The following is a 22,046-nucleotide window of genomic DNA, read 5'->3' as shown; positions in this document are numbered from 1 at the left end:
CGGGACAACCCTGTCTCGCCGAATTTCGATAGCGTTTTCCGCAATCGGCGCGGTGCGACAATACCTGCCGCCCTCGATATTTAAAATCAAATTAACGTCTCTGCGGCGGAATAATCGCTGTTTGATTGTGGATTTGTTTCATTTAATTTCAGGCTCCTGCCATGATGGCAAATTCGCCTGCTGATAGTCTGGTCGAGTTGGAGAACGCGGTTGCGACATGTCCGCTGGACCGGTGCGCTCGCATCATCTCCGGCATATTGCAACTGCTCACCGGCAGCCGCGACCGATCTCAGGAATTGCTCGCAGGCGTGGCCGACGGCGTCCTGCTGCGTTTGATCGAGCGGGTTGACGCCAGCACGCTGGTCAACGTCAGCACGGCGCTCGCAGAGCTCAAAGCGGCTCCGCCGAAGACTGTGCAACGTCTCGCCTCGCACCACAATCCGGAAGTCGCCTGCCCTGTCTTGCTCCGATCGCAGTCACTGTCCGCGGCCGATCTCAAATCGATCACGGTCGCGAGCGGCGAACGGCAGCAATGTGCGATCGCAGGCCGCGAGCCGATCGATTCACTGGTGATCGAGACGCTAATCAAGGGTGGCGCTCGTAGCGTTTGTCTTGCGCTGATCGGCAACACGGAGGCAAGGTTCTCTGATGCCGCTTACGCTGCGCTGATTGAGAAGTGCCTGTCGGATGACGAACTGACGAAGGCATTGGCGCTCAGGCCGGACACGCCCGATACGATCATGCGGAAGTTGCTGTCGGCCTCGCCAGCGCCGAAATCCGGCCCGGGGTCGGAGGCCACCGTCTCGCATCAAACCGCAACGGCCGCGCCAATCGCCGCCAAGCTGCCTTACGCCGCCGCCTACGCAAGCGCGCGGCCGGAGATCGTCGCGCTCAACCGCATCGGCAAGCTCAACGATTCCACGGTGAACCGCTTCGCCATTCGCAGCGAGACCGCCAACCTCGTCACGGCGCTGTCGGTGCTGTCAGGGGCTCCCATCGAAATCGTCGAGCATGTCATGACCGACGAGGATTGCGAGGGTCTCGTCATGGCCTGCCGCGCCTCGCGGCTGAACTGGCAGACCACGCTCGCCATCCTGAGCAACCGCCGCGGCACAAGGCTTTCGTTCGCCGAGCGCGAACGCGCGCAGCACATTTTCGAGACGCTGCTTCTGTCGACCAGTCAGTGGACGGTGCGTTGGGGAGAAATTGCCGCAAACGCCAAGGAGAGCAGTCGGGGACATCGCGGCGCAAAAAAGATGGGGGTTAGCCGATGAGATTCGACGGTCGCAAAGCCGTTCGCGTGAAAATGGACCACAGGCAGTCGGTCAATCTCATGGGTTCGGACGGCACCTGGCGGCGCAGCTGCGTCCTGCTCGACGTATCGCAGACGGGCGCGAAGGTCGAGGTCGAGGGCACGCTGGACGTGCTCCAGGCCAAGGAGTTCTTCATGCTGCTGTCGTCGACCGGCCTCGCCTACCGGCGTTGCGAATTGGTCTGGATCGACGGCACAACGGCCGGCATCCATTTCATTACCGCTGACGGCAGGAAGAAACCTGCAAGCTCAGCTGCGCCTGCGCAAAACGCAGCTCAGACCAAATAGCGTCAACAGTCCGCCCCTGACATCGTCACAGTGGCAATCCAGGTGAGACCGTGCAACACGCGCGAACCACATCCGGCTCCGTCAATGGTGAGGTCGGCATCCCAAGGACAGCAACGGCCCGCCCCTTCCTGCATGTGCTGGCCGACACGTCCGACAAGCTCTCAGGCATCTGCTCGATCCTCCAGGAGAGATTCACCGTTGCGGGCGAGCGGCTCGATGCCGATTCCAGGCTGTCGCAGACACCGGCCGCCATCGTCATCCGCGCGGAGCTGCGCGACGTCGACAATATCGCCGCCATCAAACGGCGGGCGGGCAAGCTGGCGAAGGTCAGGAAGCGCATCTTCCTGCTCGAGCACACCTCCCACGTCTGCATTTCGCAGGCCTATGCACTCGGGGCGACGCTGGTCCTTCCCAGCACGGTCGGCCGGACCAAGCTGCTGGCGGCACTGGCCGATCCGGCCGACGGGCCGTCCGCTTCGTCAGGCGATACGCTGCAATCCGACAACGCCGTCGAGACCGCGGCGACCGCGACCGCATCGATGTTCACGGCTGTCACCTTGGGTCAACCGCTCGACATCGACGGCACCAAGGAGGCCGGTCGCCAGATCGCCGATCGCATTACCCGGCATGGCCTGACGGAGTGGCTCATGACTGTGCGGCGCCATCACGAAGGAACCTATCAGCATTGCCTGCTCGTCACCGGCGTTACCATCGACTTCGGACTGAGCCTCGGCGTCGGCAGGGCCGACCTGGAACGTCTCTACACCGCGGCCATGTTCCACGACATCGGCAAGGCGCAGATTCCGCTCGCCATCCTCGACAAGGCGGGCCGCCTCGATGCCGCGGAACGCGCGCTGATCGAGACGCATCCCACCGCCGGCTACGCGTTCCTCAAGGATCATGACGGGATCTCGCCGGAGATCCTCGATGCCGTTCGCCACCATCACGAATACCTCGACGGGAGTGGCTATCCCGATGCGCTCTGCGGCGAGAGCATTGGCGACATCGTGCGGATTCTCACCATCTCGGACATCTTCGCAGCGCTGATCGAGCACCGGCATTACAAGCCGACCATGCCTCGCGCGGAGGCCTACGACGTTCTGTGCGGGATGACAGGCAAGCTCGAGAAGGCGCTGGTCCGCTCGTTCAAGCAGGTCGCGCTCACGCGGTGAGCTCGGGGGAGCAGCCTCGAACGCGGCCTAATGCGTCGCGCGGTAGCTGGCGCGGCGCGGGATGGACCGGCAGGCCAGCCCATCGGCCAGCAGCTTCATGTCCTCGCGCCGGCCGCTGCTAATCAGCCGGCCGAACTCTTCGGGTGTGAAAGGAAGATTTGGATCCCCATCGATCGGGCGCCGCATTCGCGGGCCGAAGAACCGCCGAACCAGGCTAGCCAGCCGCCGCATGTCAATTCCCTCGCGCCAGCAACAAACCTCTCACGAGGCGTATTGTTCCTGCTAGCGCGACGAGATTGCAAGAGCCAAGTGAATGGTCGTCACCAAAATCTGCGGCGGGGCGGACTCTGCGTCCTAGCCGATCCGTTTCAACGTCTCGATGTCGTGCATCGCGCTCGTCAATGCCCCGTTGCGGTCGCGCACGAAGCTTTCGAGATCCGACAGCACCGTGTTGATCATCTGAAGATTCTTGAACATGTCCTCGATCTGGGTCACGATGCTGTTGTAACCCTCCTGGGTCTGGATCAGCTGACTCCGGGTGTTGTCGATATTGGCTCCCAGCGACGCGAGCGAGGTTTCCATGCCTCCGATCGACGCATGGGTGTGCGTGAGGCTGCTCTTGGTGTCCTGCGCGAGCTTCTTCACCTCGGTCGCAACCACCGAAAAGCCCCGCCCCGCCTCGCCGGCGCGGGCCGACTCGATCGTCGCGTTGAGCGCGAGCAGGTTGGTCTGGCCCGCGATCGTGTCGATGATCTTGAGGATGTCGCGCAGCCCGTTCATGGCCTGAGTGAGGCCGGCGAACTCCTGCGACAGTGCCGTGGTGTCGGTCGCCTTCGCCGCGGATTGCGCGCTCGCCATGATGACCGAACGGATCTCCTCCACGATCGCGTTGATCGATGCCGTCTGCTGCAGCGCGCCCTCCACTTTGCCGCTCAGCGTGGCACTGGCGCTCAGATACTCCATCAGACGCTGGACGATGCCGTCCTTGATCCGGTTCAAGAGGACCATGCGGTTGAGATGGGTCCGCGTGAAATACTCGACGAAATGCGCATAGTGGATCGGGAACAGGTCGATGAACGGATCGCTCAACGACTTTTCCGTGACGTCGAAGAACACGATCGCCGTCAGCGTCTGGTTGATGTTGATTCCGAACAGCTCGCCGAAGGTCGAAAATCCCGCAACCGGCATCGGCCACATCCCGCTCATGTTGCGGAGCTGGCTCTCGTTGTTGAGGCGGCGCAGGATGCAGTCGTTCAGGATCGCGCCGATCGCCGGTGGCTTGTCGCGCAGGAAGGCAGCGAGGTCGCGCCGCGTCTGGTCGACGAAATCGGTCGCTTCCAAGAGTTCGAGCCTGTCGCCCGAATTGACGTCGCAGAAGAACGAGATGATTCCGGTCTCCGCATCGATGCCGGCGACCGAGCGCACGAACAGGTCGCCGCCGACCTCGACGCCGAAGGAATGCTTCGTCATCATCGACATCAGCTTCGCCGGCGCCGTGTTCAGTGCCTTCGCCACGACAGACGCGAACGGCTTGATCTCGCTCCCCTCCAGGACGCCCGAGGCGGTGCGCCGATCCGGATCGGCCCCCATGACGACAAAGGACTTGCCGGTTTTCTTGAAGTTCTGGGTCTTGAAGATGCTGTAGGCCCGGCCCGGCGCCAGCTTCATGAAGGCGATGAGGGCATGGTTTTCGAGGATCTGCCTGCCGTCGTAGAGATAGGTGTTCTTGAAATCGAGCTTGCCGCCGGCGGAGCCTCCGACGAAAGCGCACGGAAACTTGCCGCTCCTGTACACCGCCTCCATGAAATAGTTCTCCGACGCGGAGACGCCGTCCACGAGCGCGAAGGCGATGGTGTCGCGCACGTCGATCACGAAGGGCATGCGGATCGTTCCGAGCTCCCGGGCGATCGCCTCGATCCGCACGTCATGCGCCTTGGACGGCGCGCCCTGGCGGATGTCCTCGTTGTGGAGGCGAACGCTGTGGATGCTGACCGACTGAAAGAGGTCAGCGGGGAAGATCTGCACGACGACCGAGGACCAGTTCGCCCCCGTCGCCTTGTAGAGCGACTGACCCGCCGAGCACAATTCGCCGGCGGTCGACATCGCGATCACCGGCGTCGAGCCCGCCAGCCTCTGCAACGACGACACCACGCGTGCGAAGTCGCAGTGCGGTGAGATGAACGCGAGGGCGAGCGGCGCGCGCGTGCCCGCGACAACGAAGTCGCTCTCGGAAATATTCTGCAGCCGGTCGTCACACTCGAGCACCCGGATTGCGCAAGGCTCACGGGAGGCCGGCGCTTCATCGGGAGCGTCCGGCACGATCGACGGCGCGACTTGCTTACGACTTGCCTGGGAAAAGAACGAGAGCATGGCAATATCCTTGTTCGACGCGAGCAGCGTCTCAAAGGAATCAATTACGGATTCGAAATTGCCATTCGGTTATGAAGCGCGCCGCGCGGTTGCGTTTGCGCAACGGATCGGCCCCGTAGGACTACGGCACCGCACCGGTAACGCGGGCTCATGATACCGATCGCGCCGGCACGTTTGATCTGAATCAAATTCGTGCACCGCAAGGACTCAAGGCGATGCCGAAGCGCGCTTCAAAGGCCAAGTTCGATCGATGTGCGCATGTTTGCGTGCATCAATCGGCGAAGCCGATGAAGCGCACGAAGTCGTCGTTCGCCTCGCGATCCGAGCGCACCGCGTTTGCGGCAAAGCCGTCGTCCGGATAGCCCAGCGCGACGCAAGTCATGATGACCTCGTCCTCCGGAATCTTCGCCACCTCGCGCACGATGTCGGAGCGCATGATGCCCTGCCCGTTGATGACGGAGCCGAGGCCGCGGTCCCAAGCTGCGAGCACGATGCCGTAGCAGAGCGCGCCGAGATCGAAATGGCAGACCGCACCGGGATCGAGCACGCGGTCGTAGGTCAAGACCAGCGACACCGGCGCGTCGAACTGACGGAAGCCGCGCAGCACCCAGTCCTGCCGCATCGGCTTGTCGTCGCGCGCGATCCCCATCGCGCCGAACAGCTTCTTGGCGATGTCGACCTGCCGCGAGCGGTGCACGCCCTGGTACTCGCCGTGACTGATGATGTCGCGCTTGACCTTGGCGCCGCCGACCATCTCCTCCATGTTGCGGCGGCGCACCTCTTCGAGCGGGCTGCCTGTGAGCACGTGGACATGCCACGGCTGAGTGTTCATCGACGACGGCGCGCGCTTGGCGCTCTCGATGATCGCCTCGATCACAGTGCGCGGCACCGGCTCCGTCTTGAAGCCACGCACGCTGCGGCGCGACTGGACCAGCGTTTCGAATTCCACCTCTGAGAACCTCCCTACCCGTTCATCCCCCGGCGTGACGACACGTGGCCGGTTGCCGATGCGGCGCGCAAAATCTATGCTAACCCGCAAGCAAGACCAAGAACCCTGGAGGACTCGCCATGGCCGCGCCGCTCGACCCCGTCATCGCCCAGATCATTCCGCTCATGCCGATGCGCGATCCCACGGTCATGACGCCACAGAGCGCCCGCGATTCCTTGCGCGCACTGGCTGCCTCGCGCGCCGCCATCCCGCCACCGCCCGTCGATCACGTGCGGGATATCACGGTGAAAGGCGGCGCCGGCCCGCTTGCTGCGCGCGTCTACCGGGTTGGCACCACATCCGCGCCGACAGTGGTGTTCTTCCACGGCGGCGGCTGGGTTGCGGGCGACCTCGAAACCCACGACCGGCAGGCGCGCAACCTTGCGATCGAGACCGGTGCCGTCGTCGTCTCCATCGACTATCGGCGCCCGCCGGAAACGCGGTTTCCCGGCGCCTTCGAGGATGCCTTCGCCGCAATGAGCGACGTGTTTGACCGCGTCGCGGAATTTGGCGGCGAGGTCAGACGCCTCGGCGTTGCCGGCGACAGTGCCGGCGGCAATCTCGCGGCGACCACCGCGATTGCCTGCCGGGATGCCGGCATCAAGCTCGCCGCGCAATTGCTGGTCTATCCCGTGACCGACGTCCTCGGCGGCTACGCCGATGCGCGCGAGAACGCGCGCTATCCCTCGCGTGCGGAGAATGCCGAGGGTTACTTCCTGACCCGAGCCACGATGGAATGGTTTTGCGGCCATTATCTCGCCGAGCCCGGCCACGCCGCCGATTGGCGCGTCTCGCCGCTGCGCGCGGCATCCCTTGCCGGCGTCGCGCCTGCGATCGTGACCACCGCCTGGTTCGATCCCCTCCGCGACGAGGGCGCGGCCTATGCGCGCGCGTTGGAGGCCGCCGGCGTGCGGGTCAAGCACCATGAGGGCCCCGGCCTGATCCATGGCTATTTCGGCATGGGCGACGCCTCGGACGTCGCGCGCGCCGAGGCGCAACGCGCGCGGGCCGACTTCAAGGCCCTGCTCACGCGCGGCGCATAGGCTTGCCACGAAGTCCGTAGCCCGGAGGAAGCGCAGCGCAATCCGGGATTCCCGCTACGCGAGCGGTCGAGCGATGCGGTTGGCCGGGCCCGGGATTATGCTGTGCTTCATCCGGGCTACAGGGACTCACTCAATTCTCCGCGCCTTCTGCGCGGCGGCGTGCCCCCAGGTTTCATCCCAATCCTGGCCGGCGGCATCGACGACGCGGCCGTCGGCTTCGAAGAACTTGTTCGGCACCTGGAAGATCGCCAGGATCAGGGCCCCGTCCGGACACCAGGCGGCGTGCCGGCTACCCGCCTCGCGCCAGATGAACTCACCGGCCTTGCAGGCGATGCCCTGAGCAGGTCCCTCCTTGTCGACGAGCGCGCCCTCGATCACCCAGCTCTGCTCGATGCCGACATGCTCGTGGTCAGGCAGCACCGATCCCGGCGCAAACCTCATCAAGGCGGTCATCAGGCCCGTGCGCCGATCGAACAGCAGCGTCTTGGCCTCGCATCCCGGAAAGCGGGTTCTCTGCCATTCCATGTCTTGAGGCCGAACCAGGTGGGAATGCTGATCGGCGGCTTCCTGGTGTTTGGGGATCATTGCGTCCATCACGATGCTCCATCCAGCTCAGCTGACCAAGCCTAGCAGGATCGCCCAGCGCCGTCAGCGAGCAGTGCAGCAGGCCGCCGCCTGGCCCGACCTCGCGCGCCAAAATCGTCGAGCAGACAGGACGACAGGCCGTCATCAAGCTTGATTGCGCCACGATTCCCGGCTCCAATCTCTCCGCCATTTCTGGCTGACGGAGACACCCATGATGAAGCGGATTTTCCTGGTTGCGATCGTTGCCACCTTTGCAGCGGGCTCGGCCCTCGCGCAAGAAACATGCGAGAGCAAGGCGGTCGGCAAGGACGGCAAGGCGCTCGCCGGCGCCGCCAAGAGCTCGTTCCTGAAGAAGTGCAAGCAGGAGGCCTGCGCGCCCAAGGCCGTCGGCTCCGACGGCAAGCCGCTCGCCGGCGCCGCCAAGAACAGCTTTATGAAGAAGTGCGAGGTCAGCGCGTAAGGCGCTGCCGCGATCTCGCTGCCTCTTTGTCGAACCATCGCTCCACGAACTCGTCATGCCCGGGCTTGTCCCGGGCATCCACGCTCCTTGTGCGGCAAATAAGTCGTGGATGGCCGGGTCAAGCCCGGCCATGACGGAGAGCCTCACTCCCGCCTGAACCGATAATCGAACGCGCCCTCCCGCGGCCTGATCCACCCCACCGTCGGCGCCGGAAAATGAACCGGCAGGATCAGCGTGTCGGTATCCGCAACCGACGCAAAGAATTTTCGCCGCGACACCGCCGACTGCCTCGGATCCCAGTCCGGCCGCGCCGACCAGTCCGGCTCGCGACACTGGATCTGGTGATGCATGAGGTCGCCCGCGACCACCGCGCGCTGGCCCTTCGAGACAATGTTCACGCAGCAATGGCAGGGCGAATGCCCTGGCGTCGGCGTCAGCGTGACGGTGTCGTCGAGCGCGTAGTCGTCGTCGACCAAAAGCGCCTGCCCCGCCTCGACGATCGGCAGGCAATTATCGCGAAACACCGTGCCTGGCGGATTGCTACCCTTGGCATGCTCGGCCTCCCAGGCTGCGTACTCGCCCTTATGAAACACGTATTTCGCGTTCGGAAACGTCGGCACCCAGCGGCCGTCGCGCAAGGTCGTATTCCAGCCGGTGTGGTCGATGTGAAGGTGCGTGCAGAACACGTAGTCGATCTGCTCGAAAGAGATGCCGAGCGCGAACAATTCGTTGCGCCAGCGCTCCTTGCCGGGAAAGTCGAAGGGCGGCGGATGGCCCTTGTCCTCGCCGGTGCAGGTGTCGACCAAAATCGTGTAGCGCTGTGTGCGCACCAAGAAGGTCTGGTAGGTGATCACCATCATGCCGCGCGCGGCGTCGAACACCTCCGGCTCCATCGTCGGCAGATGGCGTGTGAAAACGCCCTCGTCGTAGGCCGGAAAGAAATCCTGAGGCCGCCGCCACGGCCCCTCCCGCTCGATCACCGCATCGATGGTGATGTCCCCGATCCTGAGCTGCCGCATCGCTGTTTCGCTCCCCTTTTTCGGGAAGCCTAGCGGCCGGCATGGTAGCGTTCAAGCCATGCAACGCGCACCGCGCCCATGCGTGACGTTCGCCGCAAATCAACCTCAAACACCGCCGACGGTGATCTTGGAAATGGGAAGCATCGAGTGGGAAGGAAACTCAGATTCGCTACGCTGGCGCTGATGGCCGTCGCGGCTGGCGTCTATCTCAACAACACCAGTCTTCTGGCGCCGCATCGGGAAGGCAAGCCGGTGCTGCTCGCGCATCGCGGCATGGCGCAACGCTTTGACGAGCGCGACCTGAAGAACGACACCTGCACCGCCACGCGGATGCTGCCGCCGACGCACGATTATCTGGAGAACACCCTGCGCTCGATGCGCGCCAGCTTCGAGGCCGGCGCCGACGTGGTCGAGCTCGACGTGCACCCGACCACCGACGGCGAATTCGCCGTCTTCCACGACTGGACGGTCGACTGCCGCACCGACGGCCAGGGCGTCACGCGCGAGCAGAGCATGGCGAAGCTGAGAATGCTCGACATCGGCTACGGCTACACCGCCGACGGCAGCAAGACCTTTCCGTTTCGCGGCAAGGGGATCGGAATGATGCCGACGCTGTCGGAGGTGCTTGCCACCTTTCCTGACAAGCAACTCCTCATCAACGTGAAAAGCCGCGACCCCGGCGAAGGCGAGAAGCTTGCCGCCGTGCTGAACGCACTGCCGGCCGCGCGGCGCGGGATGATCATGGTCTATGGCGGCGACGAGCCGATCGACATGATCCGTCGCCTCACCCTTGGTGTGCGCACCATTTCGCGCGCGGCGATCCAAAGCTGCCTGATCCGCTATATGGGTTATGGCTGGACCGGTCTGGTCCCCACCGCCTGCCGCAACGCGATGCTGCTTGTGCCGATCAACGTTGCGCCCTGGCTATGGGGCTGGCCGGACCGCTTCCTCAACCGGATGGCCAACGTCAACAGCGCGGTCTTCGTGCTCGGCCCCTACAGCGGCGGCAAATTCTCCAGCGGCATCGATACGCCCGAAGCGTTCGCCCGGCTCCCGCAAGGCTATTCCGGCGGCATTTGGACCAACGAGATCGAGGCCATCGCCAAGATCGCCGGCAAGAGCAAAGATTAGCTGCGCAGCCCCGGCGTTTTCTGGTGAGAACCGGACGACATGATGCCTCTTGGCAAGCTCCGCACGAAAGCTACCATGGCACAGTGCACCATCGGAGAGACGCAGTGGCTATCCCAGCCGAATTGCTAGCGCAGATGGTCGCTCTGTTGCCGCATGCGAAGACAACCAAGCGGCACTCGCCTTCTAAAACGATCGGACCTCATCAGAATCGTTCCGTCAGGAGAAGAGTCGATCTTCTCGCCCGCAGGAGAGTTTTTGCGAGTTTATCGGATAAGGCAGGCAACCACGACAGAGGCCGGCACGGTCACATACGGCCTTTCGTCTCTGCTATCCGTCCTGGAGAACTTGCAGCCGACGGATCCTCTTGCGGTGACGGTGTTCGCCACGGACGGATGGTTCGGCAGCTTTTGCTCGGACCAAGCCGATAGACTTGTGGGGTTCGTGCTCGTCCAGAGGCGATCTCCCAAAGACGAGCAAGAACGCCTGGAGTGGTTCCGGCAAAACCTGACGTAGCCAACTACGACCGCAGCCCCGGCGCCTCCTGCCCGGTCCGCGCAACGTATTCCGTATAGCCGCCGCCGAACTGGTGGATGCCCTCCGGCGTCAGCTCCAGCACGCGGTTGGAGAGGACGCTGAGAAAATGCCGGTCATGCGAGACGAACAGCATGGTGCCCTCGAAGTCGGACAGCGCGTTGATCAGCATCTCCTTGGTGGCGAGGTCGAGATGGTTGGTCGGCTCGTCCAGCACCAGGAAGTTCGGCGGATCGAACAGCATCTTGGCCATCACCAGGCGCGCCTTCTCACCGCCTGACAGCACGCGGCAGCGCTTCTCGACGTCGTCGCCGGAGAAGCCGAAGCAGCCGGCGAGCGCGCGCAAGCTACCCTGCCCTGCAGTCGGAAACGCATATTCGAGCGACTGAAACACCGTCTGCTCACCGTCGAGCAGATCCATCGCGTGCTGGGCGAAATAGCCCATCTTGACGCTGCCACCCAGCGCCACCGTGCCCTGATCCGGCTCGCTCGCGCCCGCGACCAGCTTGAGCAGCGTCGACTTGCCGGCGCCGTTGACGCCCATCACGCACCAGCGCTCCCTGCGGCGGATCATGAAATCCAGTCCGTCATAGATGCGCTTTGAGCCGTATCCCTTGTGCACGCTCTTGAGCGCGACGACGTCCTCGCCCGAGCGCGGCGCCGGCGGGAAGTCGAACGCCACGCTCTGGCGGCGCCGCGGCGGCTCGACCCGTTCGATCTTGTCGAGCTTCTTCACCCGGCTCTGCACCTGTGCCGCATGCGAGGCGCGCGCCTTGAAGCGCTCGATGAACTTGATCTCCTTGGCGAGCATCGCCTGCTGGCGCTCGAACTGCGCCTGCTGCTGCTTCTCGTTCTGCGCGCGCTGCTGCTCGTAGAATTCGTAGTCGCCGGTGTAGGTGGTGAGCGAGCCTGAATCGATCTCGATCACCTTGGAGATCACGCGGTTGATGAACTCGCGGTCGTGCGAGGTCATCAGCAGCGCGCCTTCGTAATCGTGCAGGAATTTTTCCAGCCAGATCAGGCTTTCGAGGTCGAGATGGTTGCTCGGCTCGTCGAGCAGCATGACGTCGGGACGCATCAGGAGGATGCGCGCCAGCGCCACGCGCATCTTCCAGCCGCCGGAGAGATTTCCGACGTCGCCGTCCATCATCTCCTGGCTGAAGCCGAGACCCGCCAGCGCCTCTCGCGCGCGGCCGTCGAGCGCATAGCCGTCGAGCTCCTCGAAACGGTGCTGCACCTCGCCGTAGCGGGCGATGATCTCGTCCATCTGGTCGGCCTTGTCAGGATCGGCCATCGCGGCCTCGAGCTCGCGCAGCTCGGCCGCGACCTCGCTGACGGGGCCGGCGCCGTCCATCACCTCGGCCACGGCGCTGCGACCCGACATCTCACCGACATCCTGGTTGAAATAGCCGATGGAGATGCCGCGATCGATCGAGACCTGGCCCTCGTCGGGCAGGTCCTGGCCGGCGATCATCCGGAACAGCGTGCTCTTGCCGGCGCCGTTGGGGCCGACGAGCCCGATCTTCTCGCCCTTGTTGAGGGCGGCGGAGGCTTCAATGAACAGGATCTGGTGGCCGGCTTGCTTGCTGACGTTGTCGAGGCGGATCATGAGGTCTTTTGGGGGGATTGTTGCGTCGCAGCGTCATAGGCCATGCGGGCCGCCAGGGGAAGTCCGGCGGGCACGGATCAGCCCTGTTCCGCAGCCAAATTCGCGCAATTCGACCCGCAACTTAGGGCTTGTAGACCTCCACCGTCTGCATCATGCCCATCTCCTCATGGTTCATCATGTGGCAGTGGAGCATGTAGACACCGGTGAAATCGATGAAGCGCGAGCGGAACACGACCTGGCCGCCCTTGCGCTCCACGATCACGGAATCCCGCCATTCCGGCACGGCCAGCGCCTTGCCGTTGATCGAGACGACCTGGAATGGATTGGTGTGGATGTGGAAGACGTGGTCGTCATGCTCATGCGTATTGACGATGGTCCACTCTTCGACCGCGCCCAACTTGACCCGCTGATCGATGCGGCCGGGATCGAACTTCTTGCCGTCGACGAAGAACTCGAACTCCTGCCAATGGCCGGCGGCATCGGCCTCCGGCGCGGTTGCCGACAAAGTCACCTTGCGACGGTTGGTGATTTCGGAATCCTTGATGGTGGCAAGCGGCGCCGGCGGCAGGGCGCGCGGCAGCTTCATGTCGATCGGCGCACCTGACACCACGACCCGCGCTAGCGGCCCGACGGGCGAAGGATGCCCCTGGTCGTAGGGCGCGGCGTTAAAGGCGTAGGTGCCGGGGCCGCCTGCCTTCACCAGAATGTCCGCGCGCTGGCCGGGCGCGATCAGGACCTGCTTGAGCGGCTGCATGGCGCCGAGCTGGATGCCGTCATAGGCGATCGCATGCAGATCGTGCTTTTCCAGGTCGAGCAGCATGTCGTCCTGATAAGCGGCATTGAGGATGCGCCACCGCTGTACCTCGCCGGGTCGCATGTCGATCATTGGCCGGCGCTGGCCGTTGATAGCGAGAAAGCGCGTCGCGGTCTCGGGAAACAGCGTTTCGAAATTCTCGACCATGCCGTTGGCGTCATAGACCACCTGGGTGAGCACCATGAGGCGTTCGCGGGCTGTCGCGATCTCGGGAACGTCGGCGAAATCGCCCTCGATGACGACGGCACCGACCATGCCGGAGGACATCTGGATGTCGGCGCTGCCGTGGTGATGCGGGTGATACCAGTAGGTGCCCCTAGTGTGGTCGGCCGGCAGGGTGATCTCGATGTTGTAGCTGCGGCCCGGTGCCATCGAGCGCATGACGTTGTCGGCAATCCCGCTCGGGCTGGTATGCGCGCCGTGGAAATGGAAATTGGTGTTGTTGAACTGGTGCGGATGGCTAATGTCGGCCGGCATTCCATCGCGGTTCGGCGGCAGGTCGTTGATCATCTTGATGCGCAGGGTCTCGCCGGGCTTCATGCGCAGGGTCGGCCCGGGGCTGCCGCCTTCATAGGACCTGACATAGAGCCTGACGCCGCCGATCTGGCGATAGGCGTAGCCAACACGCAGGGTCGTGCTCAGCAGGCCGTTGACGGACCGCCGCACCTCGGGCTCGACCAGCGGCTGGTCCATGGCAGGCACGGGCGTTTCAGCGACCATCCCCATGGTCGGCGACATGTCCGCAGTGTGGGACGTGCCCGCATGGTCGTGCACGGCGTGCTGGGCATTCGCGGCACCTGCAAACAGCGACATCGCGCCCGCCTTGAGACCGTAATCGAGCAATTGGCGCCGCGAGAGCTTCGTCATATCCGCTCTGACTGGAGAGACGTCGTTCGGATCGTGCTGCATTTGAGTTTCGCTCCCGTTACCGATCCGTCTTCAGTTTGATTCGATCCTAAAGCAAGCGCGAAAGGACCATTCCGTCCGGGAATCGCGTTGCATTCACCGGTTGTAAACGCCATGTCCCTCTTTATCGTCGCATGACGAATCACGACGGATTCGAGCTAGCATTGGCGCGGACCTTTCCGGGCATCGATGCCGTCGGCATCGTGATGTCCTCGAAACTCTGTACAAGGATCTGATCATGGAGCCTTCGCGACGCGAGTTCGTGAAGTGGTTGTCGGCGGGAGGCATCTCGGTCAGCCTGACGCATCTTGCTTCGGCGACGACAGCTCCCTTCGCGGCCCACGAGACGCTGCCCGGACGCGGCAAGTTCAATCCCGCGACAAAGGGCGCCGGCCGTGTCGACGCCGTCGCCAAGGTCACCGGCGCAAAGCTTTACGCCTCCGACTTCCGGGCCAACGATCTCGCTGGCTGGCCGCAGGCCACCTCGCACGCTATCCTGGTCCGCGCCAACGACGCCACGCACGTCTATACCGGCATGGATCTCGCGCGCCTTGGCGGCGCACTCAAGCCGTCGGTGGTGGTGACTGCCGCTGATCTCGACCGGATCGGGACGCAGGTGCCGGAATTCTATGCGGGCGATCTGTTTTGTCCGGTCGGCAAGACGCCGCTCTATCTCGGCCAGCCGGTCGCGCTTTTGATCTTCGAAAAGTTCGACGCCTTCGACCAGGCGCGTCTCGCGCTGCGGGAGGGCACGTTCGTCCAATTCGGCGAGGAGACCGGGCCCGTCGTCGTGCCCGATTATGGGGCCTTCCGCTTCACCCGCGTGGCAGGTCCTTCGCCCGACAAGCCGGATGTCTATTCCCCGCTCCAGGCGGGCTGGGTCTCGCCCAAGAAGGTGCAGAGCGCGGCGCTGCCGGTGTGGTCGCCCCTCGCGAAGGAAATGCCGGCGGATTACGCCAAGGCGGCGAAACATGGCGAGCAGATCCGCGCTGAGCTCGCCGCAGACGACGCCTCGCTGCTCGTGCTCGACCGCGAGTTCGAGACGCAATCGGTCGACCCGATGTTCCTGGAGCCGGAATGCGGGCTCGCCTGGTACGACGGCAAGGGTGGCAATCTCGAACTGCTGCTTGGCGTCCAGTCGCCCTACGAGGCGGCGGAGTCGATCGCGCATCTGTTTGGCAAGGCCCGCGCGCCCTACAAGCCGGCGCACATCAACGCGCAGTTCGCCCATGTTGGCGGCGGTTTTGGTGGCCGCGATCACACGCCTTTCATTCTCTATGTTGCGCTCGCGGCGGTCTGCTTTGCCGGTAGGCCCGTGCGGCTGGCGCATGACCGCTACCAGCAGTTTCAGGGCGGCATCAAGCGCCACTCGATCAAGATGCGCTCGCGCATCGGCATCGATCGCGCGACCGGCAAGATCAAGGCGTTCGCCGCCGACCACGTGCTCGACGGCGGCGGGCTCGCCCATTTCTCGGCCAGCGTCGCCGTCGTCGCGGGCACCGGCGCGATCGGCATCTACGACATTCCGAAGGTCGACGTCAGGACCGTCGCGGTGCACTCGCGCGGCGTGAGCGCGGGCTCGATGCGTGGCTACGGCATCCTGCAAGCCATGACGGCGCTGGAGGTCCTGATCGACGAGGCGGCGTCCGAGCTCAAACGCGATCCGATCGAATTCCGGCGGCGCAATGCGCTGCCCCAGAACGGTCGGACCATGACCGGCAATCCCTACATCGTCTCGGTGCGCACGCCCGAAATCCTCGACAAGCTCGAGAAGCATCCGATCTGGCAGCAGCGGGCACAATTCAAGCAGACGTCGTCGGGTCGGCTGGTCGGCACCGGCGTCGCCTGCGTGACGAAAGACTATGGCTCCGGCGCGGACGGTTCGCTCGGACGCGTGGAGCTTACCCCCGACGGCAAAATCGCAATCTATTGCGATCATGTCGAGATGGGCAACGGCATCGGGACGGCGCTAGCCAACCGGGTCGCAAGCCATCTCGGCGTCATCGCCGACGAGGTCTCGGTCGCCCGCGTCGATAGCTATGACGTACTCGGGCTGGTCACGTCCGGCGATCCCTCCACCATGGACCAGAAGACCCAGGATGCCGCGGAGAAAAATCCGCGCTGGGTGCCCGCGATCAGTTCGCCGACGAGCTCCTCGATCGGCGCGCATGTCGGCACGCATTCCTCCGCGGAAGCCGCCCGCGTCATTTTCCGCTTCGGCCTGTGGCCGGCAGCGCTTGAGCTGTGGCGCATCGCAAGGACTGATCCGCGCGCGCGCCAACGGGACGCCGCAAGCTGGCAGAATGGGCAGCTGACCATGCCCGGTCTCGAACCGCTGTCGCTGCCGGTACTGGCCGCAACAGCTCATGCGCGCGGCTTCGTTACCGGTGCGGTTGCGCACAGCTTCTCGCGCTGGGCGTGGTCGCGGGCACGCTTTCCGCTGTTCGGCGAGCAATACCGCGCCGACATCGACGCGCTTGCGATCCGCCGCGGCAACGGCAAGTTCGAGCGGATCAACCGCACCAGCGTGAAGTTTCCGCCGACCGACAACAACCGGATCGGCACCGCCTACACCTCGATGTGCGGCACGGTCGTCCGCGTCGAGATCGAGCGCACGACGGGCGCCTTGCGTATCGCCAAGGCCTACAGCGTGCTCGAATGCGGCACCGCACTCGTACCCGAGGTGGTGATGGGCCAGGCCCAGGGCGGCTTCGCCATGGGCGTCGGCTACGCGCTCCTGGAACATTTACCGCCGTTCGAGGGCGGACCGGGCGGCGGCGATTGGAATCTCGGCCGCTATCTGGTCGCGCGCGGCTCCGACCTGCCGCTCCGCGATCTCGAGATCGAGATGCTAAAGCCGCAGACGCCAGACGAAGCACCGAAGGGCATGGCGGAGGTCGTGATGATCCCGATCGTGCCGGCGCTCATCAACGCCATCCACGACGCCACCGGCCATCGCTTCCGTTCGCTGCCGGTCAGCTCAAGCCTTTTGAAGGGAGTGCTCGCGTGACGACCCTCAGCCTCACCATCAACGGCCAGAAGCACGGCCCGATGGACGTCCGCGACGATCTCTCGATGAACGATTTTCTGCGCGAGATGCTCGGCATGACCGGGACCAAGTTCGGCTGCGGCGCCGCACAATGCCTGAGCTGCGCCGTCATCGTCGACGCGCCCGATGGCACCAGCTACACCAGCCCGACCTGCGTCGCGCCGGCCGTGAACTTCGACGGCAAGTCGATCCGCACCGTCGAGGGTCACGCCAAGGACGGCCAGCTCTCGGCGCTGCAAAAGGCCTTCGTCGATCATTTCGCGTTTCAGTGCGGCTACTGCACGGCGGGCTTCCTCAACGAAGGACAGGTCCTGCTCGAACATCTCGCACGCGCGCCGGTGCCGCGCGAGGCTCTGGAGCAGACGATCGCGGACGCCCTTGATGGCCATCTCTGCCGCTGCACCGGCTACATCAAATATCACGAGGCGGTGCGCGACGTGATCCTCGCCGATTCAAACCGCTACCTCATCGCCACCAAGTGACGAGCCATGTTCTCTGACGCGCGCTTCAAGACGGCGGCCGTGATCGCGGCGCTCGCCAGCAGCCTTTGCGCGGGCTACGCGGCCTCCGAGACAGCGAGCCATGCTCTGGCCTCGCCCGACAGCTTTGCCAACATCACCGATGCCGAAAAACGCTCGGCGGCGATCTTCACCGAGCTCGGAAAGGTTCTGACGCACCCGCGCTGCACCAACTGCCATCCGGCCGGCGACAGCCCGCGGCAGGGCGACAATCCCCGCCTGCATCAGCCGCCAGTCACGCGCGGCGCTGACGGCCACGGGCTCGAGCCGATGCGCTGCCACACCTGCCACCAGAAGGCCAATTTCGAGCCCGGCCGCATGCCCGGGCATCCCGAATGGCATCTCGCCCCGCGCGAGATGGCCTGGGAGGGCAAGACCGCCGGCGAGATCTGCGAGCAGATCAGGGACCCCAAGCGCAATGGCGGGCGCAAGGTGGAAGAGCTGATCGACCACATCGGCAAAGACACGCTGGTCGGCTGGGCCTGGCAACCCGGCTTCGGCCGCTCGCCCGTACCGGGCACGCAACAACAGGCCGGCGCGCTGGTCGAGGCCTGGGTGAAGGCGGGGGCGGCCTGTCCGGCACCGTGATGAGGCTGGCGCAAGTCCTCATAATCGTCGGCTTGAATGCTGACCGGACACGGCCCATGTGCGCGCGGGCCAATCGAGTTTGTGAGCCTACGCCCTTCGCATGAGCTTGAGCGACGCCGCCAGCCGCAGGCTGCGCTTCCCCGCCAGCGCGATGCCTTCGAGCTCGCCGCTATCGGCCGTGCACGTCCCGGAGAAGCCGATCCCGACCTCGAAGCCGCCGAACACGGGATTCTCGCCCTTCGCCGGCGTATGTTCCTGGTTCAGCATCTCGCCCTTCCAACGGCCGCCCGCGGAGGAATAGGAGCCGAGATAGTAGAAGTTCGCATCGCCGCCGAGGATGCGGCCGTCGATCAGCAGCATCACGCCGGACAGGCCGGCATCGACGCCGTCGAGTGCGCGCAGGCTCATCCCGTACAGCCCGTTGGCGATGCCGCCCTGCCCGATCGTGCCGCGCGGCGGCAGCGCGCCGTCATCGAGCCGGGTGAGATTGGCCCAGAAATTGGCGCCAGGCATCGTGTCGGCGCCGCCCTGCAGGCGGATCTGGTTGCCGTGAAGTCGCCCTCGCGCGCCGATCCTGGCGACGTCGGCGCCCATCAGCGGCTTGTAGTTGGGATCGAGATTATGCCGCTCGGTAATCACCTCGGCGACGATCTCGCCGCCCTGCTCGGCATAGGTGCCGAGATGCGCAAAGCCCGAATTGCCGCCCAGCATCTTGCCGTCATGCAGGCACATGATGCTGCGCCCGAACGCATCGTTGACGCCGTATTCAACCTTGTAAAGTCCGTCCAGCAACGCAATGAGCCCACAAAATCGGAAAAGAACCACGGGCTACCTAGCATTGCCGCCGCAGCTCGGCCACCCGGCTTTTGCGCGCAGAGGCATTGCGTATCCCCCGCTGCCGCGATGCCACCATCGCCCCTGTTTTGTCCGACGGGACAAGACACTTTCGCCAAAACCGCAATGAGCGACGGCGACCGACAAGTGATTTCAGCGACCGAGTGATTTCAACCACTTGGCTACTGTGCATGGGGTTGTTTTCGCGTTTATTGTCTGCTGCGAGGCTCGCGCGCGTCAGTGACGCTTGAAATACTGCACCTCGCGCTCGTGCTTCTCGGCGGCCGCACGGCTCTTGAAGGTCCCGAGGTTTCGGCGCTTGCCGGTCTTCGGATTGACCTTGCGTGAATAGAGGCGGTATTCGCCGGATGCCAATTTGCGGATCATGGTTGCGCCTCCGTCTTGTCCGGATATCAACGGCGTTTGCGCAATAGAGGTTCCGTGGCGTTTCGGGCTCTGCTCAGAAGCACAGCGTGGTGACGAGCTTGCCCTGCTTGTCCTTGATCGCATAGGGGCAGCGCAGCCGCTCCAGCGCCTTCTTGGCGTCCTCGTCGCCGAGCGCGGCGGCGCGCTCGTAATAGGCCTTTGCGGCGTCCTTGTCCTTTGCGCCGCCGCGGCCACCTTCCGCGAAGGCCCCCATCCGCTCCAGCGCGCCGGGATGGTTTTGTGCGGCCGCCTTCTCGAACAGCGCACGCGCCGCGACGTCGTCCCGCGCGCCGCCCGTGCCTTCGGAGAGCATCAGGCCGAGCTGGTACTGCGCTTCCGCGTTGGTCTCGGCGGCCTTGCCGAGCAGCGCGCGCGCCTGCGCGGGATCGCCGGTGCGGCGCCACCCGCGCCGCCGAGCGCAGCGAGGTTGCTGACGCCGCGGGGATTGCCTGATTGCGCCGCCTTCTCGAACAGCTTTCGCGCCTGGGCTTCGTCCTTCGCAACACCCGAGCCGGTGCCGTAGGCGACGCCGAGCTCGACCATCGCCGCGCTCGATCCTTTGCCGGCCGCCTTGCGCCAGGCGGCGATCGCCTCGCCGGCCTGCCGGTTGGCCGCATAGGCGCGGCCGAGCGCGAACATCGCACGCCGCGAGGACGCTGCCGCCTGCTTGCAGAACTTGATCGCGGTCGCGACGTCGGAGGTCGCGATCTCGGCGACACCCCTCACGTCGGCCGGCTTGTCTGGATCGCTGGGATCGGCGGCGACGCGGTCGCACAGCACGAGATCGGCCGATTGCGCATACGCAGTCATGGGGGCGGCGAGCGCGAGCACGATGGCAAGGAGATAACTCCGCATGGACAATACGCTGCGTCCCCGCTCCGGCAAATTCATGGCTCGAGTCCCGATTGGCGCAGCACGGGCACGACCTCCGGCGACGCCAGATAGCGCAGCAGCCGGTCGGCGGCGTCGGCCTGTTTTGCGCTGGCGATACGGCCAGCCGAGAACACCGCTGGCGTCTGCAAGTCGTACGGGATCGGTCCCACCACCTCGATGCCTTCGACCTGCTTCAGTTCGCTGATCTGCTGCACGGCGAGATCGGCCTCGCCGGTGACGAGGCGCTGCGCCGTGAACCCCTGCTCGACGATGGTGGCCCTGGCGTTGATCTCGGCTGCGATCCCCATCCGGACGATCAACTGCGCGAAATAGACACCGCTCGCGCCGAGCCGCGAATAGGCAACGGACCGCGCTGCGAGCAGCGCCTTGCGCAGCGCCGCTTCGCTTCCAATGTCGGGGTGCGCCTGCCCTGCCCGCACGGCGATGCCGGCATAGGAGCGCGCAAGATCGGCTGCGCTGCTTGCGATCACGCGGCCCTCCGCGATCACCTCGTCCAGCCCCTCGCGCGTGAGGATCACGAGATCGGCGGCCTCGCCGTCGCGCAAGCGCTTCAGCAGCGCCAGGGTCGGCGCGAAGTCGGCGTCGACAAGGATGCCTGTTTCAGCCTCGAAGGCGGAGGACAGGCTCCGCATCGCGCCCATCAGGCCGAGCGTCGAAAGCATGCGAACTTTTTCCATGTGCGCTTCCCGTAGCGATCAGGCGCGATGCATCAGCTTGAGCGCGGCGGTCAGACGCAGGCTGCGCTTGCCGGCAAGCGCGGTCGCCTCCAGCACCGCCTCCTCCGCATCGTAGCGGCCGGAGAAGCCGATGCCGACCTCGTGGCCGCCGAAGATCGGATCGTCCTTGGCCGGCGTGTGCTCCTGGTTGAGGATCTGGCCTTTCCAGCGGCCGTTCGCGGCGGCGTAGCTGCCGAGATAGTAGAACGAGGCATCGCCGCCGAGGATGCGGCCCCGGTTGAGCAGCATCACGCCGGTGAGGCCGCCGTCGAGGCCGTCGAGCATGCGCAGATGGATGGAGTAGAGACCGTCGGCGATGCCGGCTTCCCCGATGCCACCGGCGATCGGCACCTCATCGTCGGCGATCGGCGTCATCACCGACTGGAAGGGAATGCCCGGCAGCTCCTTCAGCTCGCCCTTGAAGCGATAGAGGTCGCCGTCGGCCCAGCCCTTGGCGAGCAAGGTGGCATCGTCGGTCCCCGCCATGGCGCGGTAGGTCGGGTCGGGATTATGGCGGACTGTGCTGATCACAACGTCGACGCCCTCGTCGGTCTTCTCGTAGGTGCCGATATGGGCGAAGGCCGAATTGCCGCCAAGCATCTTGCCATTGCCCGCATGCATCACGCTCCGGCCGACGGCGTCGCCGAGCTGAAATTTCACCTTGTAGAAGCCTTCAAACACCAGCCGTGTCCCCGGCTCTCGCGCGCATCCCGAGACAATCTATCGCGCTTTCAGCGGCATTGGACAAGTTTCGCGCGGCCGAGCGAGGCCGGTACGGGAATGACCGTCATCC

At 64.8% G+C, this 22,046-nt stretch carries 20 protein-coding genes and 1 pseudogene; 9 read left to right on the top strand and 12 right to left on the bottom strand.

The genetic code is table 11. The features are described 5' to 3' along the window. Positions 1-161: 161 nt before the first annotated feature. Genes XH84_RS03235 through XH84_RS03225 form a run of 3 tightly spaced genes read left to right on the top strand, consistent with a single transcriptional unit; the run spans position 162 to position 2,772 of the window. Positions 162-1,274, top strand: a complete 1,113-nt coding sequence (locus XH84_RS03235; RefSeq protein ID WP_128917465.1) for a DUF2336 domain-containing protein — start codon at positions 162-164, stop codon at positions 1,272-1,274. Further along, positions 1,271-1,600 (top strand): PilZ domain-containing protein, encoded by a 330-nt coding sequence (locus XH84_RS03230; protein ID WP_128917466.1) that lies wholly within the window; start codon positions 1,271-1,273, stop codon positions 1,598-1,600. The genes XH84_RS03235 and XH84_RS03230 overlap by 4 nt, the downstream gene beginning before the upstream one ends. Before the next feature lie 50 nt (positions 1,601-1,650). Next, positions 1,651-2,772, top strand: a complete 1,122-nt coding sequence (locus XH84_RS03225; protein ID WP_128917467.1) for an HD-GYP domain-containing protein — start codon at positions 1,651-1,653, stop codon at positions 2,770-2,772. Positions 2,773-2,799: 27 nt separating this feature from the next. Here XH84_RS03225 and XH84_RS03220 read toward each other — a convergent pair whose 3' ends face one another. The 3 genes from XH84_RS03220 to XH84_RS03210 all read right to left on the bottom strand — a co-directional run bounded on the left by XH84_RS03220 (position 2,800) and on the right by XH84_RS03210 (position 6,091). Next, complete coding sequence (locus tag XH84_RS03220) at positions 2,800-3,003, bottom strand: hypothetical protein (RefSeq protein WP_128917468.1); 204 nt, start codon at positions 3,001-3,003, stop codon at positions 2,800-2,802. Positions 3,004-3,126: 123 nt separating this feature from the next. Further along, positions 3,127-5,142, bottom strand: a complete 2,016-nt coding sequence (locus XH84_RS03215) for an FIST N-terminal domain-containing protein (RefSeq protein WP_128917469.1) — start codon at positions 5,140-5,142, stop codon at positions 3,127-3,129. 271 nt (positions 5,143-5,413) lie between these two features. Next, positions 5,414-6,091, bottom strand: a complete 678-nt coding sequence (locus XH84_RS03210) for a nitroreductase (RefSeq protein WP_128917470.1) — start codon at positions 6,089-6,091, stop codon at positions 5,414-5,416. Positions 6,092-6,210: 119 nt separating this feature from the next. On the opposite strand from XH84_RS03210, the gene XH84_RS03205 reads away from it, so the two are divergent. After that, positions 6,211-7,173, top strand: coding sequence for an alpha/beta hydrolase (locus XH84_RS03205; protein WP_128917471.1), 963 nt, complete (start codon positions 6,211-6,213; stop codon positions 7,171-7,173). 126 nt (positions 7,174-7,299) lie between these two features. Here XH84_RS03205 and XH84_RS03200 read toward each other — a convergent pair whose 3' ends face one another. After that, positions 7,300-7,767 (bottom strand): cupin domain-containing protein, encoded by a 468-nt coding sequence (locus tag XH84_RS03200; RefSeq protein ID WP_164935983.1) that lies wholly within the window; start codon positions 7,765-7,767, stop codon positions 7,300-7,302. 202 nt (positions 7,768-7,969) lie between these two features. Here XH84_RS03200 and XH84_RS03195 point away from each other — a divergent pair, with 202 nt between their 5' ends. After that, positions 7,970-8,218: a hypothetical protein gene (locus XH84_RS03195; RefSeq protein WP_128917472.1), complete on the top strand. Its 249-nt coding sequence runs from the start codon at positions 7,970-7,972 to the stop codon at positions 8,216-8,218. A 143-nt stretch (positions 8,219-8,361) separates the two neighbouring features. Here the strand turns inward: XH84_RS03195 and XH84_RS03190 are convergent, their stop codons facing one another. Continuing rightward, positions 8,362-9,237 carry an MBL fold metallo-hydrolase gene (locus XH84_RS03190; RefSeq protein WP_128917473.1) on the bottom strand — a complete coding sequence of 292 codons (876 nt, stop codon included), beginning with the start codon at positions 9,235-9,237 and terminating at the stop codon, positions 8,362-8,364. A 147-nt stretch (positions 9,238-9,384) separates the two neighbouring features. On the opposite strand from XH84_RS03190, the gene XH84_RS03185 reads away from it, so the two are divergent. Then, positions 9,385-10,368: a glycerophosphodiester phosphodiesterase family protein gene (locus XH84_RS03185; protein ID WP_164935984.1), complete on the top strand. Its 984-nt coding sequence runs from the start codon at positions 9,385-9,387 to the stop codon at positions 10,366-10,368. A 517-nt stretch (positions 10,369-10,885) separates the two neighbouring features. Here XH84_RS03185 and XH84_RS03180 read toward each other — a convergent pair. Next, complete coding sequence (locus XH84_RS03180) at positions 10,886-12,508, bottom strand: ABC-F family ATP-binding cassette domain-containing protein (RefSeq protein ID WP_128917475.1); 1,623 nt, start codon at positions 12,506-12,508, stop codon at positions 10,886-10,888. A gap of 121 nt (positions 12,509-12,629) precedes the next feature. After that, on the bottom strand, positions 12,630-14,189 hold the full coding sequence (locus XH84_RS03175) for a multicopper oxidase family protein (RefSeq protein ID WP_206734082.1): 1,560 nt from the start codon (positions 14,187-14,189) through the stop codon (positions 12,630-12,632). Positions 14,190-14,466: 277 nt separating this feature from the next. Here XH84_RS03175 and XH84_RS03170 point away from each other — a divergent pair, with 277 nt between their 5' ends. The 3 genes from XH84_RS03170 to XH84_RS03160 are packed head-to-tail and all read left to right on the top strand — an operon-like array spanning position 14,467 to position 18,383. After that, positions 14,467-17,238, top strand: a complete 2,772-nt coding sequence (locus XH84_RS03170) for a xanthine dehydrogenase family protein molybdopterin-binding subunit (RefSeq protein ID WP_128917477.1) — start codon at positions 14,467-14,469, stop codon at positions 17,236-17,238. Then, positions 17,235-17,759, top strand: coding sequence for a (2Fe-2S)-binding protein (locus XH84_RS03165; RefSeq protein WP_128917478.1), 525 nt, complete (start codon positions 17,235-17,237; stop codon positions 17,757-17,759). The genes XH84_RS03170 and XH84_RS03165 overlap by 4 nt, the downstream gene beginning before the upstream one ends. 6 nt (positions 17,760-17,765) lie before the next feature. Beyond that, on the top strand, positions 17,766-18,383 hold the full coding sequence (locus tag XH84_RS03160; protein WP_128917479.1) for an Isoquinoline 1-oxidoreductase subunit: 618 nt from the start codon (positions 17,766-17,768) through the stop codon (positions 18,381-18,383). A gap of 87 nt (positions 18,384-18,470) precedes the next feature. Here XH84_RS03160 and XH84_RS03155 read toward each other — a convergent pair whose 3' ends face one another. The 5 genes and pseudogenes from XH84_RS03155 to XH84_RS03135 form a co-directional block, all read right to left on the bottom strand. Further along, positions 18,471-19,175, bottom strand: a complete 705-nt coding sequence (locus tag XH84_RS03155; protein ID WP_128917480.1) for a hypothetical protein — start codon at positions 19,173-19,175, stop codon at positions 18,471-18,473. Positions 19,176-19,454: 279 nt separating this feature from the next. Further along, positions 19,455-19,604: a hypothetical protein gene (locus XH84_RS03150; protein ID WP_007609497.1), complete on the bottom strand. Its 150-nt coding sequence runs from the start codon at positions 19,602-19,604 to the stop codon at positions 19,455-19,457. Between the two features lie 73 nt (positions 19,605-19,677). Next, positions 19,678-20,498: pseudogene (locus tag XH84_RS03145) on the bottom strand (tetratricopeptide repeat protein). Positions 20,499-20,530: 32 nt separating this feature from the next. Beyond that, the gene (locus XH84_RS03140) at positions 20,531-21,214 is read right to left on the bottom strand and encodes a substrate-binding domain-containing protein (RefSeq protein ID WP_128917481.1); all 684 of its coding nucleotides are present in this window, start codon (positions 21,212-21,214) and stop codon (positions 20,531-20,533) included. 18 nt (positions 21,215-21,232) lie between these two features. Next, the gene (locus XH84_RS03135; RefSeq protein WP_128917482.1) at positions 21,233-21,934 is read right to left on the bottom strand and encodes a GrlR family regulatory protein; all 702 of its coding nucleotides are present in this window, start codon (positions 21,932-21,934) and stop codon (positions 21,233-21,235) included. Between the last annotated feature and the right edge of the window lie 112 nt (positions 21,935-22,046).

Source organism: Bradyrhizobium nanningense (assembly GCF_004114535.1).
Classification (GTDB): Bacteria; Pseudomonadota; Alphaproteobacteria; order Rhizobiales; family Xanthobacteraceae; genus Bradyrhizobium; species Bradyrhizobium nanningense.
Note: the sequence above shows the minus strand (reverse complement) of the source record. Positions and strands in the feature narration are given on the sequence as shown.